Genomic DNA, 18,460 nt, shown 5'->3' on the forward strand with positions numbered 1-18,460 from the left:
CCGCTACCGAAACCGCCCTCCGACTTTGACTTGATCGCCCAGCGGAGGGCGAGCAGTCCAATAATATTCAACGTTGTATATTGGTCGTACAGACCAGTACCTTCGTCTTCGTGATAGGAACACATGATGAGCGCATACCACAATCCTCTGGTACTCCAGCGGGCCGATCCTTGGGTCATCAGGCACAGGGACCTCTACTATTTCACTGCATCCTACCCGGCCTATGACAGGATCATCCTGCGTGCCGCCGCCAGGCTGAATGACCTGCAGGCCGCACCTGAGCGCACCATCTGGCGCAAGCACGAGTCCGGTCCCATGAGCAGGTACATCTGGGCGCCTGAACTCCACCAGATCAACGGGGCCTGGTACATCTACTTCGCGGCCGCCGAGGAGGACTTCGGTTCTGCCGATCTGCCCACCCACCGCATGTATGTGCTGGAGAATATCAGCGAAGACCCCATGGATGGCGAGTGGACCGAGAAGGGGCAGATCCACACCCCGATCGATTCCTTCTCCCTGGATGCCACCACAACGGTGATCGGGGGCAGTCAGTACCTGATCTGGGCCCAGAAGGATCCAGCCATCGCGGGCAATTCCAATCTCTACATCGCCCGCATGGCCAACCCTTGGACGCTGGCCACTGATCCTGTCATGCTCTCCAAGCCCGAATACGACTGGGAATGCATTGATTTCAAGGTCAACGAGGGGCCAGCCGTCCTGCTTCACCAGGGCATGATCTACCTGACCTACTCGGCCTCGGGAACCGGGGTCCCTTACGCAGTGGGCATGTTGACCGCTCGTGAGGATGCCGATCTGCTGGACCCGGCCTCCTGGACCAAGAGCGATCGTCCTGTCTTCAAAACGGCAGAGGAGAACCATCAGTATGGCCCCGGCCACAACTGCTTCACGGTCAGCGAGGACGGCAGCCAGGATCTGATTGTCTATCATGCCCGCAACTACACGCATATCGAAGGGGACCCCCTCTTCGATCCCAACCGGCATGCCAGGGTCGGACTGGTCGCTTGGACCGACCACGGCCCGGACTTCGGACGGCCCCTGCCTGACGACCGGTGGACTCCGACAAGCCGTCAGATTCTGCCTCCAGACGGTAGCCATTGAGCGGCATTGCCGGGCCATGCCCGACACGCTTGTACATCGTTGAAGAAGTGAGTAGTATATAATTTGCAACGTTAGAAAGATGTCGGTTTACAAAGGCGTGGGCTACGTTCACGTATCTGGGAGCGTGACCAAGCGATGCAAGCCATTGGACCAGATGGGCAGGACATGGTTGTTCCGGCCGTCATCGGTTCCTTTGTAACCGTTGCTTGATGTCGAAAGGACAGAGACAATGAAGGCAATCAGAAAGGCTGCGGTAGCCGCGATCGCGCTCGCCACGCTCAGCACCGTGGGGCTCTCGGCCTGCGGTTCTGGCAGTGGAGGCAAGGATGCCAAGGGCAAGGACGGCGTTACCAACATCGTCATGTGGCACGGATTCTCCGAGGCCGATGGCAAGACTTTGAAGAAGATCGTCGAGAACTTCAACAAGTCCCAGAAGAAGTACCACATCGACGCTCAGCTGCAGCCCTGGAGCACCATCGGCGAGACCATGGTCACCAAGGTCACCTCGGGCGACGGTCCCGACTTCGTCACCACCGGCGCCGACAATGGCCAGGGCTGGTCCATCGACGGCACCTTCCAGTGCGTGCAGGACTTCTATGACGATCCCTCCAACGAGACCAAGAACTACCTGCCCAACGTGACCAAGCAGACCGAGTTCACCATTGACGGCAAGAAGCAGCAGTGCGCGGTCCCCATGGGCTACGCGCCCACTACCGTCTGGTACAACACCGATATGTGGAAGGCCGCCGGCCTGACCGATCAGGACTATCCCAAGACATGGGACCAGCTCCTGGATGTGGCCAAGAAGCTGACCAAGGGTGACGGTTCCCAGTACGGTATGGCCCTGTCCGACTCCGGATGGGCGGCCTTCATGAAGGGCAACGGCACTGGTCTATACGACACCAAGGGCAAGGTCACTATCAACTCCGAGCAGAACAAGGCCTTCCTGCAGAAGATGCGCGAGTTCTACAAGGGTGGTTACTCCAAGACCGGCATGGATGACACCGCTGCACGCGAGTCCTTCGAGTCCGGCCAGTCGGCCATGGTCATCGTCGGCCCCTGGGAGGATCAGGCAGCCACCGACAAGGGCATCAAGCACGATCTGTTCCCCGTACCCAACGGAGACGGCACCTATGTCTATCCCGATGGCAGGAAGGGCTCCAACACCGGTTCAACCGGTCTGTATTGGTGGGTCACTTCGCAGGTCAAGGACGAGGCCAAGAAGAAGGGTATCTATGCCTTCTTCAAGTACTACAACAACCATGACAATCAGGTCATGTGGTCTCTGGGGTCCGCCTATCCGCCGAACAACAAGACCGTGACCACCGAAGAGCTCTCCAAGCGCCCCCTGATCGCCAAGGTCTCCGAGAATACGGACAACTCCTACATCGGCATTGCCGGCCTCAAGGGCGGCTTCGGTGATATCTCGGCCACCCTGGATTCGGTGACCCAGAACACCGCCCGCACCGACGATGACATTTCCGCCTCGCTGTCCAAAGCCTCCAACAAGATCCAGAAGTATCTGGACGAGTACAAGGCTGAGGACTGATTGACCATCCGCCCCTGAGGAATCGGTCTGGCGGCCAGTAGCGCCGCCGGCCGGTCCCCTCATGGCTGACCGTCGCCTGGGCCCGGCGTCCGGGCGACACTTTGGAGTACCTATGTCCACTACCACTGGGATCCCACCCGCGCAGGGCGCCGACGCGGTCATCAAGGACAACAAGAAAACCCTTTCCAGGCGCAATATTCGAATCGGGTTGAGCTTTATAGCACCGGCCCTGATTGTCCTGTCGGTCTTCGTCTTTTACCCGACCATCAAGACCTTCTTCACCTCGCTGACTACAGACCGCATCAACCGTAAGGGCATCTTTGTCGGTCTGCACAACTACGCCGAGCTTTTCACCAACGCGGACTTCTGGACCGACTTCCGCAACACGGTCATCTATGCGGTCGCCTACGCACCACTGGTGGTCATCGTCGCCCTGGCCTTCGCCCTGTTGCTCAACCGCAAGGACATCAAGGGGGTCGGCTTCTTCCGCACCTGCCTGTTCATGCCCTACATCATTTCGCTGACTGTGGCCTCCATCGCCTGGAGCTTCATCCTCTCGCCCTCCCTGGGTCTTATACCCTACTGGGGCAAGGTGCTCTTCGGCATCCAGCACATGGATCTGCTGGGGACCAAGTCCACGGCCTTGGCCACCATCATCTTCATCACCGTTTGGAAGAACTTCGGCTATTTCATGGTCATCTTCCTGGCCGGTCTACAGGGGATCAACCCGGACCTGTACGAGGCGGCCTCCCTGGATGGGGCCAACGCCTGGCAGCGTTTCCTGCACATCACCCTGCCCGGGCTGATGCCCACCTTCAACTACGTGGTCATCTTCGGACTGATCGGATCCTTCCAGGTCTTCGATCAGGTCTTCATTCTGACTTCCGGAGGCCCCGACCGCGCCACGGAGACCATCGTCTACCGTATCTATACCGAAGCCTTCGGCAACGGCAAGATGGGCTATGCATCGGCCCTGTCCTATGTCCTGCTGATCATGACGCTGATCATCGGCGTTATCCAGCTGGTCTGGAACAACAAGCATGAGAAGGAGGAAATCGGATGAGCCAGTCGACTCCTACCGCAATCGAGCACGATAAGCTGCTCAAGAGGGCCCATGCGCGACACATGGTGGCCAGGGTCCTGACCTACTTCCTGCTGATCCTGATGACGGTAATCATCATCTTCCCGCTGCTGATTGTGCTGATTACCTCCTTCACGCCCAACAAGCTGACCCAGACCTGGCCGCCCAAGGTGATTCCCTCCTCATTCACGCTGGACAACTACACCTCGCTCTTCCAGCGGATGCCCATCGGCAAGCAGCTGATGAACACAGTAATTTTCGCCGGAGCAGTGACGGTCTTCTCGGTCTTCTTCGACTCCCTGGCCGCCTACGGGCTTTCCAGGATCGACTTCAAGGGGCGTGGCTTCCTGCTGGGAATCCTGATCGCCACCATGATGATCCCCGGCATGGCCCTGCTGATCCCGGTCTACAAGCTGCTGGCAAGCATGGGCCTGGTCAACTCCTACTGGGGCATCATCATCCCCAGGCTGGCTGATGTGGGCGGCATCTTCCTGATGCGGCAGTTCTTCATCTCCTTGCCCAAGGATCTGGACAACGCAGCCCGCATTGACGGTGCCGGCGAGTTCCGCATCTTCTGGCAGATCATCCTGCCCAACGCCAAGTCCTCGGTGCTGGTAGTGACCATGTTCAACTTCATGGGCAACTGGAACGATCTGCTCTGGCCCTTGATTATGACCAGCCGCCCGGAGACCAGGACCATCACCGCCGGTCTGGCTATGCTGACCGGGCACGGCTCCTCGGTCACGCCCTATGGCGTGGTCATGGCGGGCGCCCTGATCTCGGCGCTGCCCCTGCTGATTATCTTCTTCTTCATTCAGAAGAGCTTCGTGCAGGGCATCGCTATGACAGGCATTAAGTGACCGACAAGGCCGACATCATCGGCACCAGGTACAGGGCCCGTTGAGGGGTGGGCCGCTGTGCCTGGTGCCCAAGGGGCCGACGGGGGATGACCACCTCCGTCGGCCCCTTGTTCATTCTGGATTTAGACTGGGCTGGTGAGCGTCGCGGATGGGGAGGTCAGGCATGGATGAGCGTCAGGGCGATCGGTATGGGCTTAGCTCCGACCAAAAGGATGCTCTGGGGGTTCTGGCATCGGCGGATCCCCACGCCGGACAGTCCAAATGGACCATCTTCAGGCAATTGCCGCCGGCCAAGCGCTGGCCCTACTTCGCCCAGCACTTCCTTCCTGGTGTTCTGGCCGCTGGTCTGGTACTGGCCCTGCTGATCGGCTTGGTCGTCACCAGACTGACCAGGCCGCCGGACCCGCTTATTTCAGTCCAGGGTTTCAACATGAGCGCTCAGGAGGAAGGGTTCGACCGACTCAAACAGGGGTTCATGCGCGACCGGGGAATCAAGGACGGTCGGCTGGTGGACATGGAGGCGACCCTGACGCTGAATGGCCAGGGCTACGACGATTCGGCCAAGGCCCTGACCCAGGTCACTGCAGGCCAAATCAACATGGTTATTGCCCCGGCGGGCCTCTTTCCGACTCTGTGCAAGCGCGGGCTGGTGGCTAAGCCTTCGCAAGGATTGAAGGGCGGCGACCTGCATCGGTTGGCTAGCCAGGGCGTGCTGGTGGATTCCAAGGGCCGACACGTATCGAATCCGTCACACGCCATGGGTCTGGATCTCTCCCGCTCATCGCGCTGGCGGCAGGTGCCTGGCCTTCCTGATCACGCCATCCTGGGGATGAGCAACGTAGCCGACACCGTATCCTACGTCCGGGCCTTCGTTGACTATATGGATTTCGACTGAGTCTCCGGGTCCCTTTGAACCGTGTTTGTGGGATGGATTCCCAGGGTGGATTCTCGCTCCAGCAGATGGTAGCCCACAATCACTCTGCGAGGGGTTCGGGCTGAATCTTCCTGACCTTCCTGCTGACCGACATGATCCAGCATCATGGAGACGGCCATCCGCGCCATCTCAGTGAAATCCACTGCCACGGTGGTCAGGGTGGGGACGGAGTAGGCTCCCGGTTCAATTCCGTCGAAGCCGGTGACCGCGACATCCTCTGGCACCCGCACTCCGCATTCAGCCAAGCCGCGGATGACCCCAAGGGCTAAGGCGTCATTCATGCAGCAGAGGGCATCGTAGGGCATGCCTTGGCGGACCAGGGCGTGGGCCGTCCGCCGTCCGGCCGGGGTGGACCAGTCACAGGCGACAAGGGCCTGGGAGGTATCCATGCCCAGGTCCTGCATGGTGTCCAGAGCCTGCCGGTAGCGGTTCCGCCGCAAGGTCACGCTCAGGGCATGGCTGGCGCTCAGGGCTCCCTGATGGCCGCCCACCACGCCGATTCTCCGGCGCCCGCAGGCATGCAGATGGCGTATGGCGGCGGTCATCCCGTCCCTGCTGGGAGTCTCGATGGAGTCGTAGCAGGCCTGGTTCTGCACGCTCATATCGTCGAAGAGCAGGACCGGGAGCCCGTTGGCCACCTGCTGGATTTCCCGGGCGCTGTTGTGAGTGGAGCAGACGAAGAGCCCATCGCACATGGAGGAGCGTAGCTCCTGAATCTGGCGGAGTTCCTTGGCCTTGTCATACTGGCTGACCTGGATGATCAGCTTCAGGTTCCTGGCGAAGAGCCGGTTGGACAGGGAATTGGCCAGCCTGGCGTAGTAGCCGTTTTCCAAGTCCGGCACAATCAAGGTAAAGATGCCTGACCTGCCCGAGCGCAGGGCACGGGCGGATACGTTGGTGGAGTAGTGGAGTCGCTGGGCCTGTCTGATGACCTTGCGGCGTGTAAGCGGTTTGACGATGTCCATGCCGCGCAGGGCCGCCGAGGCTGTCGACGGGGATACGCCTGCGGCATCCGCCACATCCTTGAGTGTTACCACCGCTTCGCCTCCTTGCGAATTGACCAGGAACCGATGGGTCAAGTCTGGTCCCATAGGTCGACCCGCCTATCGAATCGTTGCAATAATTCTATGTCCATCACCTGCCGAACGCGCCCACAACAGCGATGATTTGACAAGGACGCAATGGGAATTGCATAATCAAATCGTTACGATTCCTATGGGATGACGACAGGTTTCACCCTCTGCAAGTATGCAAAGACGTATGCGTAGGCAAAGCAGCCGGGGTCCTGTAGACCCGATCCGCTTGCCAGGCCTTTCAAGGGCCGGGAATGGAGAAGGAGACTGATGATGACAACCAAGGCAACCATGATGAAGGGCCTGGCCGCGCTGTCGGCACTGGCCATGGCGGGCACTCTCGCCGCCTGTGGCGGGGGGGGGGGGCTCCTCCACCGATGACAAGGGACGGCCCATAGTCAAGATTCTGGTGGTGAAAAACTCCAACGAAACCAAGATGGCCGACATGACCTGGGCCAAGGAGCTGGCCGCCGACTGCGACTGCTCCATCCAGTGGCACGAAGTCAGCGATGACGCCTGGGGGCAGCAGAAGAATGCCTCGCTGGCTGCTGGCGAGATCGACGATCTGAACATCAGGGCTTTCAATCCGGACGATGCCGTCCGCAATCCTTCAGCCTTCGAGACCTTGGGAGATGACCTGGACAAGCTCCCCAATGTCAAACGCTTCTTCAAGGAGCAGCCCACAGCCCGCAAGTTCGTCACTGTAGACGGGAAGGTCCGTGTCCTGCCATCCAGCCGCACCAAGGGGTTCCTGGCCTCGGGGCAGCATCTGATGATCAACCGCGTCTGGCTGGAGAAGCTGGGGCTCAAGGCCCCCACCACCTGGGACGAGATGCGTACAGTCATGGAGGCCTTCAAAACCCGCGATCCCAACGGCAACGGCAAGGCCGACGAGATCGCCTTCAACCCGCGGGAACTGGTCACCGGAAAGATCGGGGACTGGTGGAGCCCCTTCCTGATGATGAATTCGACCGGCATCGTCACCCATTTCAACTCCGGACCCTCGCAGCAGGGGATCTATCTGCGCGACGGCAAGGTCGGCAACTGGATGCAGACCGACCAGTTCCGTCAGGTCATCGCCTTCTACCGTGAGATGGTCGAGAAGGGATGGGCCCCCTCTGACTGGGTCACAGCCAAGGACGACAAGTACAACGCCCGCAACCAATCTGACGGGCAGACCGCCAAGGTAGGCATGGTCTTCGGCTGGGACGACTCTGCCTTCGGATCCTACGGGTCGGCCATGGCCCAGCAGTATGAGAGCATCCCCGTGCCTGCGGCTGACGGGGTCTCCGCCGACAAGGTGGTCTGGGACGGTTCACGCGAGGCCAACCGCTTCGAGGACTACCACATGGCCATGTCCGCCAATGCGACCAACAAGGATGCCGCGTTGAAGGTCATCAACCTGCTTTATTCCGAAAAGTACTCCGTCCAGCAGCTCTACGGCTCCTTGACAGATAAGTACCTTGAGAAGACCGGTCCGCACGCCTACCGGGTCACCGACAAGTTCCACCAGGCCCAGGACGCGGCCAAGATTCCGGCCCTGGAAGACCGGCTGGCCGGCTGGATTCCTGATGCGGTCACCGTTGAGGGCGACCGGGGCATGGACCATGTGGCTGCCGTGGACAAGGCGTATGAGGAGCAGTATAAGCACTACGACCACGAGCGGGACATGATGCCTATTTATGTGCGTATCAGCGAGGCGGATCAGAACACCGTGGCCAACAACAACACCGCCCTGTTCAACTATGCCGTGCCCGTGGTCTCCAACTGGCTGGCCAAGGGGGGCGTCCAGGATGATGCCGCCTGGAAGGACTTCCAGAGCAATCTGAAGAAGTATCAGATCGAAAAGAACACCGCGATTTGGCAGAAGGCCTACGACAAGGCCATCAAGATCAAATAAGCCGATTGGCGCGGATAGGGGTCCGGCGGTCGGTTCTGCAGGATGGCCGGTCGCCGGCTCCTCTGGCAAGGAGGTTGAAGGTGCGTACGGACAAGGAAACGATTGAGCGCGGTAGCGACGCGCAGGTGGTGGATAACGACAAGGTCCGGAAAACCTGGCCTCTGCGTAGGCGGCTGGCCTGGCATTTCCGACGATACTGGCAGCTCTGGCTCATGGCCCTGCCGGCCCTGGGCTTCACCCTGCTCTTCGCCTACGTGCCCATGTACGGCATCCAGCTGGCATTCAGGGACTTTGTTCCCGCCAAGGGGCTGACCGGTGGCCGATGGGTGGGGCTGCAGTACTTCAGGCAGTTCTTCCAGTCGCCCCTCTTTGCCTCCACCATGATCAACACCTTCAAGATCAGCCTTGGGACGCTGGTCCTGGGGTTCATCACCCCTATCATTCTGGCCCTGCTGATCAACCAGATCGGCTCGCAGCGGATCAAGGGATTCGCGCAGACCATCACCTACATGCCCCATTTCATCTCCACCGTGGTCATCGTGGCCATGCTCAACATCTTCCTGACGCCCAATACCGGGCTGATCGGTCGCTTCCTGGGCAAGGACAACGTCCTGGACAGCCCCGGTGCCGTGGCGCCCATCTACTGGATCAGCGAGGTCTGGCAGCACTGCGGATGGAACGCCATCATCTATCTGGCGGCCCTGAGCTCGGTGGACCTGTCCCTTTACGAGGCTGCCAAGATGGACGGGGCAGGCCGGCTGCAGCTGATCAGGTATGTGGACCTGCCCACCATCATGCCCACCTGCGTGGTCCTGCTGATCATGAACATGGGCTCGGTCCTGTCCGTGGGCTTCGAAAAGGTCTGGCTGATGCAGAACGCCATGAACCTGCCGGGTTCCGAGGTCATATCCACCTATACCTTCAAGATCGGCATCCAATCCTTCCAATTCAGCTACGGAACGGCCATAGGCCTGTTCAACACGGTCATCAACTTCATCTTCCTGGTCGCGGCCAACTGGATATCCAAGCGGGTCACCGACACCAGCATCTTCTGATTGTGCAGGATAAGGAGCGTCATCATGACTAGCGGCAACGTCGCGCAACCGGCACCCAAGGCGGACCCTGGGGCCATCCCGTGGAACAAGCACACCAGACAGCAGTTGAAGCCGGGGGATATGGCCGTCGATATCGTCATCGCCCTGCTCCTGGCCGTCATTCTTCTGGCGGTCATCTACCCGCTCTGGTTCATCGTGGTCGCATCCCTGTCCGACCAGGGGGCGGTCTCCTCGGGGCGGGTCACGCTCTGGCCCGTGGGCTTCACGCTGGCCGGCTACCAGAGGGTTTTCCAGGATGCCCGCATCTGGACCGGCTATGGAAATACGGTCCTGTACGCCGTCTTGGGCACGGCTCTGAACCTGGTGGTCACCATGCCTGCGGCCTTCGCCCTGTCACGCCTGGAGTTCAAGCCCCGCAGGGTGCTGCTCTTCCTGTTCACCTTCACCATGTACTTCGCCGGCGGGCTCATCCCCAACTACCTGCTCTACAAGCAACTGGGCCTGCTCAACAGCATGTGGGTCTTCATCTTGCCTGGCGCCCTGAGCGTCTGGAACCTGATCATCGCCCGTTCGTTCTTTGAGACCTCCATACCCGAGGACCTGCATGATGCGGCGCGGATCGACGGACTGGGCTACTTCGGCTACTTCATGAAGATCGTCATCCCCCTAAGCTCGGCCATCATCGCCGTCATCGGCCTCTACTACTTCGTGGGCCACTGGAACGACTACTTCACCGGTCTGATCTACATCCGCCAGGAGGCCAAGGAGCCTCTGCAGAACGTCCTCCAGTCCATTCTGCTGGCCAACCAGACCAACCAGATGGGCAGCGGCAACGGCGGCCAGAACGTCCTGCAGCAGCAGCAGCTGGCTGACCAGATCAAGTATGGCGTCATCATCGTATCCACCCTGCCCCTGCTGATCATCTACCCCTTCCTGCAAAAATACTTCAACAAGGGGGTCATGATCGGCGCGGTCAAGGGATGAGACCATGAGCCTCATACCGGGTGTGCAGCTGGTCAGGCGGGCGGATGGGTCCGTGGCCCAGTTGCACGCTCTGGGCATGCTGAAGGATGGCGGCCGCTGGCTGGCCTATGGCGAGATCAAGACCGGGGGCAGCCGGTTCGGGGGAATCTGCTGCTATGCCACCGAGGACTTCGTCCACTGGCACGACCTGGGCTGCGCTCTGCCAGTGGGGGCGCCGGGCGGGATGACCTCTCCGGAGCGGATTGTGGAGCGCCCCCGGGTCCTGCGCTGTCCGGCCAATGGTCTCTATGTCATGTACCTGCATGTGGACGGCGAGGGGGATTATCGTTACGCCCATGTGGGCACAGCCGTCAGCGAACGGCCCGAGGGACCCTTCCGGCCTCTTTCAACAATGCGGTTTGGCATGAATGCCAGCCGTGATATCTTCGCCTTTCAGGACTGGGATGGCAGCGGGTATCTGGTCTCCGAGGACCGGGATCAGGGAACACACATCTACCGGCTCTCAAGGGACTACCTGTCTCTGGTGGAGGATCTGGTCTGTCTGCGTGGACAGGACGGCCGCTTCGGCTATGAATCCCCCATCCTCCTGCACCGGGGCGACTGGTACTACTGGTTTGGTTCGCAGTTGACCGGCTGGGATTGCAATGACAACATGGTGTCTGTTTCGCGGGACCTGCGTGGGCCATGGAGCCCGTGGAAGCCTGTGGCGCCTCTGGGGACGCAGACCTACCAGTCGCAGTGCGACGCCATCGTGCCCCTTTCAGAGGATCCGGCCCTGCCCTGCCTGTACATCGGAGATCGGTGGCGGCCGGATCATCTGGGCGAATCCCCGCTGGTGACCCTGCCCATATTGATCGACGAGGGTTGCGTTCGTCTGCTCTGGCGGGAACAATGGAATCCAGAAAAGGGGTGGCGATGAAGCGCTTCGCAGTGGGATACGAGTTCCTATGCCGAATCATCATGATGATATTCGTGGTCCATGTGGCCTTTCTGGCCCACACTCTACTGGGACTTGTTCTGGTTGGATTCTTCCCTTCCATGGCGGCCACCTGCACCACGTACCGGACCTGGCTGCTGGACCTGAAAGACCGCTCATGGACGGTCAAGCAGACCTGGATGACCTTCCACCGGGCTTGGCGCTCAGAGCTGGCTGCGGCCAACCGCTTCGGATGGCCCCAGTTCCTTGTCTGGGCACTCCTGATCTGGGAGTACTGGCTGACCATGACCAATGACATGGGCACCCTGACACCGGTGGTCTCCGGCCTGCTCCTCCTGCTCAACCTGCTGTACGGGCTCTTCGTCCTTCTCAGCTGGCCGGTGCGGTCCAACTTCGACGAGGGCCCCCTCTGGGCGGCCCGGACCGCCCTGTCCATGGTGGTGGGGCGTCCCCTATGCTCCCTGATGGTCCTGGCCCTGCTCATGATTACGGGCTGGGCCTACTACACCTGGCCGGGTCTGGCCGTGACCTTTGGTCTGGCCGTGCCGCTTTTTGCAGACATGGCCGCCGTTTATTCCTGGGGACGGCTGCCGGGCATGGATGTCCATGTGCTCGAACCCGCCAAAAAGCGGGTCAGCGGGTCAGGTTCCGCTTCAAAATCCGATACTCGCTCTCGGTGATGGGCATGATGGACCCGTGGCGTTTGGTCAGCCGGCCGAAGTCCATGTCGTTGACCAAGGTCCAGTCCTGTTGCTGTCTGGACGACAGGTCGGCCGAGCGGAAGGGCAGATAGCCCCGGCCCTCGAGGAATTGGTCGCAGATCAGACCGAAAGGCATGGCTCTGCCGTCGGGTCCGGCAGCATCGGCATCGTTGTAGAGGAAGAGCTCGGGGCCCTCCAGATAACGCGAGGAGTAGCGCCCCTGGCCGAAGATGTCGGTCAGATTGGATAGGTAGGACCAGGCCTGGTCGTCGTCCGTGCGCACCAGCTCATGGGTGACCGCATAGGGGTTGCGTGTGCGCTCCAGGGTGATCTGGTCATCCTTGGAGGCCCGGTACCACCAGCCGTCGGGCGCCTTGAGCATGGTTGTGTCGATGATACCGTTGCTGCGGTCGATCCACTTTACCGGGCGGGAGAAGGTGATCAGGTCAGCGCTGGTGGCGTAGTACATGTTGATGCCGTCACCCAGCTCGTTGGCCAGGTCGGCTGCAGCCGGGTCTTCAGCACTGTCGGCGGCGGCCGTGGCCCAGAAGACTATCCATTGCTCCCTGTCGGCATCCCAGCAGGCCTCCGGAGCCCAGGCCATGCCGGCCTTGGGAATGGCCGAGGCCACATCCACCAGACGGGGCCTGCCCCAGTGGGCCAGATCAGGCGAATCCCAGATGACCAGGCCGGTGGATCCGTTCACGGTGGTCCTGCCCTCCTGCCAGCCGCCCCTGTGGTAGACGGACAGATCGGTCGCGATGATGTGGAAGAGGCCGTCTGGCCCCCGGACGACATAGGGGTCGCGTACGCCACCTTCGCCTTCGCTCCAGGTCAGCACCGGGTCTCCCTGGGCCCGCAGGTCATGCCAGTGCAGGCCGTCGCGGCTGAGGGCGAAGTAGAGCTGCTCATCCGTCTCAGCCTGTTCATGGCCGGTGAAGTGGACGAAGAGGTAGGCGCTGGTCGCCTCGAATGAGGGCTGCCAATCCGTAGACATGTTCCACCTTTCCTGCTTTCGGCAAAGATACTGCGGCGGCGGGGGACTGGCAGGGACAGATGGCGGGCGCTTCTTCGCTCTTCCGTTCCGGTCGTTCCAGGGCCGTCATGGGCGATTCTAGCTGCCGACCTTCCTTTTGACAGAGCCGGCCGTCCGGGCGGGTCGCACATTGGGCCGTATGGGTTCCTAGACTGTGGACCATGAGCAAGCATCATCGCGACCGTAGCTGGGCTCCCGACCCCGAGCCGCTGCCCGCAGGCACTGGAGTCATCGACGATCACACCCACATGGCCTCTGTGGTCCCCTTCGCCCAGGAGATGGACCGGCAGGCCAGGGAGCGCGGGCAGGACCCGGTCCCCGTCCGCACGGTCGACCAGCAGCTGGCAAGGGCTCGGGCCGTGGGCGTGGTCGGAGCCATCGATGTGGGCTGCGAACTGCCCCACCTGCAGACGGCTGTGGATCTGGCCCTGGCCCATCCTGGGGTGGTTCACGCGGCTCTGGCCATCCATCCCAATGAGGCCGTTCTGCACGGCCATCGAGCGGTGCCGGGACCGGATGGACTGCCACTGCAATATCAGCCCTGGCATGAGGTTTCTTTCGAGCAGGCGCTTGAGGATGTCGCCCGCCTGGCTCGCGCATATCCCGACCAGGTGGTGGCCATCGGGGAGACGGGCATGGACCTCTTCCGAACCGGCCAGGGGGCCGAAGAGATCCAGCGGCAGGCCTTCCGGGACCACATCGCCCTAGCTAAGGAACTGGATCTGCCGATGCAGATCCACGACCGCGACGCCCACCGGCAGGTCATTGAGACCCTGCTGGAGGATGGCGCTCCCGAGCGCACGATCTTCCACTCCTATTCAGGGGATGCGCAGATGGCTCAGGTGGCCGCCGAGCACGGTTGGTATCTGAGTTTTTCCGGGACGGTCTCCTACAAGGGCAACGAGGGAATCCGCCAGGCCCTGTCCGTAGTCGGCATGGATCACATCATGGTGGAGACCGATGCGCCCTATCTGAGCCCCATGCCCTACCGGGGGCGTACCAACTCCCCCTACATGATTCCCTACACCCTGCGAGCCATGGCCGATGCCTTGGACTGCCCTCTGGCCCAGGTGGCCAAAGCGACGGCAGCCACCACGCGCCGTGTTTATGGCCTGTGAGGGATGTCCGACGGACGGTGCCAGGCCGGGATTAAGCTTATGGTGTGTCGCGGTCTGAATCGCCCCTGCCGAGTGTGGGGGGAGAGTGCTACGGTTGTCGTCGCACGTGTGCGCAAACAGCAACATACGGCACCCGGAAGTAGATGAGTGAAGGCATTGGCCGATGGAGGGCTCTATGGCGGATGAGCGGCATGAGTTGGCGGCTCAGGATGATGGCAGGGGCGCTGACGAACCACCCCGGTTATCCGGCGAAAAAGCGGCGAAGTCGACGGCGGCCTCTCGTAAGGGTCGGTTGACGAAAGAATCGATACTTCCCCCGGAGAGCTTTACCAAGGCCCCAAAGATCTCGGCCAAATCCCGCACGCGCGAGGAGGAGAACGAGCTCAAGCGGGTCCGGCGCGAGGCCCAGCGGGCAGCCCAGCGTCGTCGCACTCCGCCAAAGGGTCCTCTGGGCCGCTGGTGGCGGCGGGTACAGTCCTCACCTGACAGGATCAGCTTGGGCATGTGCATCGTGGCCCTGGGCGTGGTCTACGGCGACATCGGCACCTCGCCCCTGTACACCATGCAGGCCTTCGTGGCCGGGCAAGGCGGTATGGCCCGTGTGGACAGGGCGGCTGTGCTGGGCATGCTCTCCCTGGTCTTCTGGTCCATCACGCTGATTACCACGGTCAAATACGTCCTGGTGGCCATGCGCATCGACAACAAGGGCGAGGGCGGCATCTTCGCCCTGTACACCCTGGTCCGGCATTACGGCAAATGGCTGGCCATTCCTGCCATGGTCGGCGGCGCCGCCTTCCTGGCTGACTCGGTGCTGACTCCGGCGGTCTCCATATCCTCGGCAGTCGAAGGCCTCAAGACCATCCCCGTCCTGACTCCGATCTTCCGTGAGAACGGGAACCTGACCATGGTCATCACCTTCGTGATCATCCTGATCCTGTTTGCGGTCCAGTCGCGCGGAACCGAGCGGATCGGCAAGGTCTTCGGCAGCGTGGTCATGGTCTGGTTCGCCTTCCTGGCCCTGATCGGCATCTACTGCATTGGCAACGACTGGTCCATCTTCGAGGCGCTGAACCCGGTCTACGGGATTCGCTTCCTCTTCAGTCCGCAGAATCCGGTGGGCCTGACCATCATGGGCACGGTCTTCCTGTCGACCACGGGAGCCGAGGCACTCTATTCCGACATGGGCCACGTGGGCCGCGGCAACATCTACGCCACCTGGCCCTTCATCAATGTCGCCCTGGTCTTCAATTACTTCGGCCAGGGGGCCTGGATCCTGCGCAACAGCGACAATAAGGCCCTGCAGGGCGTAGACGGGCTCAACCCCTTCTTCCAGATGATGCCCACCACCGTGCGCTACGTGGCGGTGCTTCTGTCGGTGACTGCTGGCGTCATCGCCTCGCAGGCCCTGATAACGGGCGCGTTCACCATGGTCTCGGAGGCCACTGGCCTCAACTGGATGCCTCACCTGCAGGTGCGCTACCCGGCGCGGACCCGCGGCCAGCTCTATATCCCCACCATCAACTGGGTCCTGTGCGCGGCCACGCTGACTGTGCTGGCCATCTTCAAGGATTCCGAGCACATCTCGGCCGCCTACGGGCTGGCTCTGACGGTGACCATGATCACCACTACCGTCCTGCTGGCCGACTACATCTGGCACGACGGTAAGCGGGCGCTCTCCCTGCTCTTCGCCCTGGTCTTCCTGGCCATCCAGATCCTCTTCTTCATGGCCTCCATGGCCAAGTTCATGCACGGCGGCTGGTTCACCATGCTGCTGACCGCGGCCATCCTCTACATCATGTACACCTGGGATGTGGGCACCAAGGTGGAGCGCTCGCAACGGCGGCATATGACGGCCAAGGAGTGCCTGCCCGCCCTGGAGATGCTCCATAACGACTTCCGTGTCCCCTACTATGCAGACAACCTGGTCTATTTGACCTCGGACGCGGAGATGCGGCGGCTGGACACCGACATCTTCTTCTCCATCTTCGCCAACCGGCCCAAGCGTGCCCGGGCCTGGTGGGCGGTCTCGGTCCAGACCACGGACGCTCCCTACACGCGCAAGTACTCGGTGGAGAACTTCGGCACCAACTACCTCTTCCGCGTGCGCATGAGGCTGGGCTTCAAGGTGGACCAGAATGTGGCCACCTACCTGCACCAGATCATGCACGAGCTGATCGATAGCGGCGAACTGCCCAAGCAGCCCTCCATCTACCCCAAGGTGGACGAGGATCCGCAGATCGGCACAGTCACCTATGTGCTGGTCCACAAGGCCCTGATGCCCGAGTCCAAGATTGATTCCCGGGGCGCCTTCTCGCTGAAGGTCAAGTACGCCATTCGCAAGGTGGCTGGCTCGCCGATCAAGTGGTTCGGTCTGGCTCCCTACAACCCCATCGTGGAGGTGCAGCCCCTGTTCGTCTCCACCCGGGCGGTTCCCAAGCTGACGCGAGTGGTCCTGCCCTCCCGCAAGATGAAGGGCGGCAAGCACCACAAGGACTGAGTGAGTGGAATCTCACCCTGTGGATCCTGGCCCAAATCGGGTCCGGGCCATAGAATTGACGGCATGGAACCTGGTGCCCGGCCTTTCCGGGCTACCGTCGAAAGGTGATGTGATGACACAAGCTCAAGCCAATATCGGAGTCGTGGGTCTGGCCGCCATGGGCGCCAGCCTGTCCAGGAACCTGGCACGGCACGGCAATACCGTAGCGGTCTATAACCGCCACTATTCGCGCACTGAGACCCTGATTCACGATCATGGCCAGGAGGGCCAGTTTGTCCCGGCAAAGACGCTGCAGGAGTTCGTGGCTTCGCTGACCAAGCCCCGCACGGCCATCATCATGGTCAAGGCCGGGGACCCCACCGACCAGATGATTAATGACCTGGCCGACCTGATGGAGCCGGGGGATATCATCGTGGACGCCGGCAATGCTTACTTCAAGGACACCATTCGCCGGGAGAAGGCCATCCGGGCCCGTGGGCTGCACTTCGTGGGCTGCGGCGTCTCCGGCGGCGAGCAGGGCGCCCTCTTGGGACCCTCCATGATGCCCGGCGGGACCGATGAGTCCTGGAAGACCCTGGGACCCATCCTGGAATCCATCGCAGCCAAGGTCGATGGCGAACCCTGTGTCACCCACATCGGCACCGACGGGGCGGGTCACTTCGTCAAGATGGTCCACAACGGCATCGAGTACTCAGACATGCAGGTGATCGCCGAGTCCTATGACCTGATGCGCAGGGGCCTGGGCATGGAACCCGAGGCCATCGCCCAGGTCTTCGAAGAGTGGAACCAGGGGGATCTGAACTCCTACCTGGTGCAGATCACTGCCGAGGTGCTCCACCACACTGATGCCGCCACCGGCAAGCCCTTCATCGACATCGTCACCGATCAGGCAGGCATGAAGGGCACCGGCACCTGGACCGTGCAGACCGCGCTGGACCTTGCCGTGCCCGTGACCGGCATCGGCGAGGCCGTCTTCGCCCGGGGACTTTCTTCCTCGCCCGAGCTGCGCAGCCAGGCTGCCCAGGAGGGCTTGAAGGGTCCGCAGCCCAAGGCCGTCATGGCTGATCTGGCCGCCGACCCCGAGGCCCGAAAGTCCTTCATTGAGGACATTCGCCAGGCCCTCTATGCTTCCAAGATTGTGGCTTACGCCCAGGGATTCAACGAGATGCAGGAGGGAGCTCGAGTCTATGGCTGGAAGCTGGATATGGGTGCCATCGCCCGCATCTGGCGTGGCGGCTGCATCATCCGTGCCAAGTTCCTGAACCGGATCTCCGATGCCTATGCCTCTGGCCGTGAGCCGGGCTCCCTGCTCTTCGACCCCTTCTTCAAGCAGGCTGTCGAGCAGGCTCAGGATTCATGGCGGCGTGTTGTGGCCCGTGCCACCCAGGCCGGCATCCCCATCCCCGTCTTCGCCAGCTCTCTGTCCTACTACGACGGGCTGCGTTCCGATAGGCTCCCCGCCGCCCTGATCCAGGGCCAGCGTGACCTCTTCGGTGCTCATACCTATGGGCGCGTAGATCAGCCAGGCGTCTTCCACACCCTCTGGGCCGAGGACAAGTCCGAAATCAAGCAGGACTGAGCTTCGCCGGGATCGCAAGGGTCCGCGCAGCCGCTAA

The 18,460-nt window shown here is 61.4% G+C and carries 15 protein-coding genes; 13 read left to right on the forward strand and 2 right to left on the reverse strand.

The features are described from left to right. Positions 1–126: 126 nt before the first annotated feature. From H3T90_RS05890 to H3T90_RS05910, 5 genes are all read left to right on the forward strand, one after another. Positions 127–1,119 carry a glycoside hydrolase family 43 protein gene (locus H3T90_RS05890; protein ID WP_198230035.1) on the forward strand — a complete coding sequence of 331 codons (993 nt, stop codon included), beginning with the start codon at positions 127–129 and terminating at the stop codon, positions 1,117–1,119. A gap of 229 nt (positions 1,120–1,348) precedes the next feature. Continuing rightward, the gene (locus H3T90_RS05895) at positions 1,349–2,668 is read left to right on the forward strand and encodes an ABC transporter substrate-binding protein (protein WP_046322308.1); all 1,320 of its coding nucleotides are present in this window, start codon (positions 1,349–1,351) and stop codon (positions 2,666–2,668) included. A gap of 112 nt (positions 2,669–2,780) precedes the next feature. After that, positions 2,781–3,731, forward strand: a complete 951-nt coding sequence (locus tag H3T90_RS05900; RefSeq protein WP_046322309.1) for a carbohydrate ABC transporter permease — start codon at positions 2,781–2,783, stop codon at positions 3,729–3,731. Beyond that, positions 3,728–4,609, forward strand: a complete 882-nt coding sequence (locus tag H3T90_RS05905; RefSeq protein WP_052733238.1) for a carbohydrate ABC transporter permease — start codon at positions 3,728–3,730, stop codon at positions 4,607–4,609. The genes H3T90_RS05900 and H3T90_RS05905 overlap by 4 nt, the downstream gene beginning before the upstream one ends. A 163-nt stretch (positions 4,610–4,772) precedes the next feature. Continuing rightward, complete coding sequence (locus H3T90_RS05910; RefSeq protein WP_198229922.1) at positions 4,773–5,504, forward strand: PDZ domain-containing protein; 732 nt, start codon at positions 4,773–4,775, stop codon at positions 5,502–5,504. Here the strand turns inward: H3T90_RS05910 and H3T90_RS05915 are convergent. Continuing rightward, the gene (locus tag H3T90_RS05915; protein WP_332468240.1) at positions 5,486–6,580 is read right to left on the reverse strand and encodes a LacI family DNA-binding transcriptional regulator; all 1,095 of its coding nucleotides are present in this window, start codon (positions 6,578–6,580) and stop codon (positions 5,486–5,488) included. The genes H3T90_RS05910 and H3T90_RS05915 overlap by 19 nt on opposite strands. Before the next feature lie 385 nt (positions 6,581–6,965). Between H3T90_RS05915 and H3T90_RS05920 the strand changes: the two genes are divergently transcribed. From H3T90_RS05920 to H3T90_RS05940, 5 genes are all read left to right on the forward strand, one after another. Then, positions 6,966–8,516: a type 2 periplasmic-binding domain-containing protein gene (locus H3T90_RS05920; RefSeq protein WP_332468241.1), complete on the forward strand. Its 1,551-nt coding sequence runs from the start codon at positions 6,966–6,968 to the stop codon at positions 8,514–8,516. Positions 8,517–8,641: 125 nt separating this feature from the next. Continuing rightward, the gene (locus H3T90_RS05925) at positions 8,642–9,571 is read left to right on the forward strand and encodes an ABC transporter permease (protein ID WP_233439353.1); all 930 of its coding nucleotides are present in this window, start codon (positions 8,642–8,644) and stop codon (positions 9,569–9,571) included. Positions 9,572–9,595: 24 nt separating this feature from the next. After that, on the forward strand, positions 9,596–10,555 hold the full coding sequence (locus H3T90_RS05930) for a carbohydrate ABC transporter permease (RefSeq protein WP_144178213.1): 960 nt from the start codon (positions 9,596–9,598) through the stop codon (positions 10,553–10,555). Between the two features lie 4 nt (positions 10,556–10,559). Then, positions 10,560–11,474: a family 43 glycosylhydrolase gene (locus tag H3T90_RS05935; protein ID WP_198229924.1), complete on the forward strand. Its 915-nt coding sequence runs from the start codon at positions 10,560–10,562 to the stop codon at positions 11,472–11,474. Then, positions 11,471–12,172 (forward strand): YesL family protein, encoded by a 702-nt coding sequence (locus H3T90_RS05940; RefSeq protein ID WP_046322320.1) that lies wholly within the window; start codon positions 11,471–11,473, stop codon positions 12,170–12,172. The genes H3T90_RS05935 and H3T90_RS05940 overlap by 4 nt, the downstream gene beginning before the upstream one ends. On the opposite strand, the gene H3T90_RS05945 is transcribed toward H3T90_RS05940, so the two are convergent. Beyond that, entirely contained in the window at positions 12,126–13,190 is a 1,065-nt protein-coding gene (locus tag H3T90_RS05945) for an alpha-arabinofuranosidase (RefSeq protein ID WP_198229925.1), read from the reverse strand. The genes H3T90_RS05940 and H3T90_RS05945 overlap by 47 nt on opposite strands. 200 nt (positions 13,191–13,390) lie before the next feature. Here H3T90_RS05945 and H3T90_RS05950 point away from each other — a divergent pair, with 200 nt between their 5' ends. From H3T90_RS05950 to gndA, 3 genes are all read left to right on the forward strand, one after another. Beyond that, entirely contained in the window at positions 13,391–14,347 is a 957-nt protein-coding gene (locus H3T90_RS05950) for a TatD family hydrolase (protein WP_198229926.1), read from the forward strand. A gap of 175 nt (positions 14,348–14,522) precedes the next feature. Further along, on the forward strand, positions 14,523–16,844 hold the full coding sequence (locus tag H3T90_RS05955; RefSeq protein WP_232346824.1) for a KUP/HAK/KT family potassium transporter: 2,322 nt from the start codon (positions 14,523–14,525) through the stop codon (positions 16,842–16,844). A 112-nt stretch (positions 16,845–16,956) separates the two neighbouring features. Further along, complete coding sequence (gene gndA, locus H3T90_RS05960; RefSeq protein ID WP_046322323.1) at positions 16,957–18,423, forward strand: NADP-dependent phosphogluconate dehydrogenase; 1,467 nt, start codon at positions 16,957–16,959, stop codon at positions 18,421–18,423. The last annotated feature ends 37 nt before the right edge of the window (positions 18,424–18,460 follow it).

The organism is Bifidobacterium polysaccharolyticum, assembly GCF_016101585.1.
In the GTDB taxonomy this organism is placed as follows: Bacteria; Actinomycetota; Actinomycetes; order Actinomycetales; family Bifidobacteriaceae; genus Bombiscardovia; species Bombiscardovia polysaccharolytica.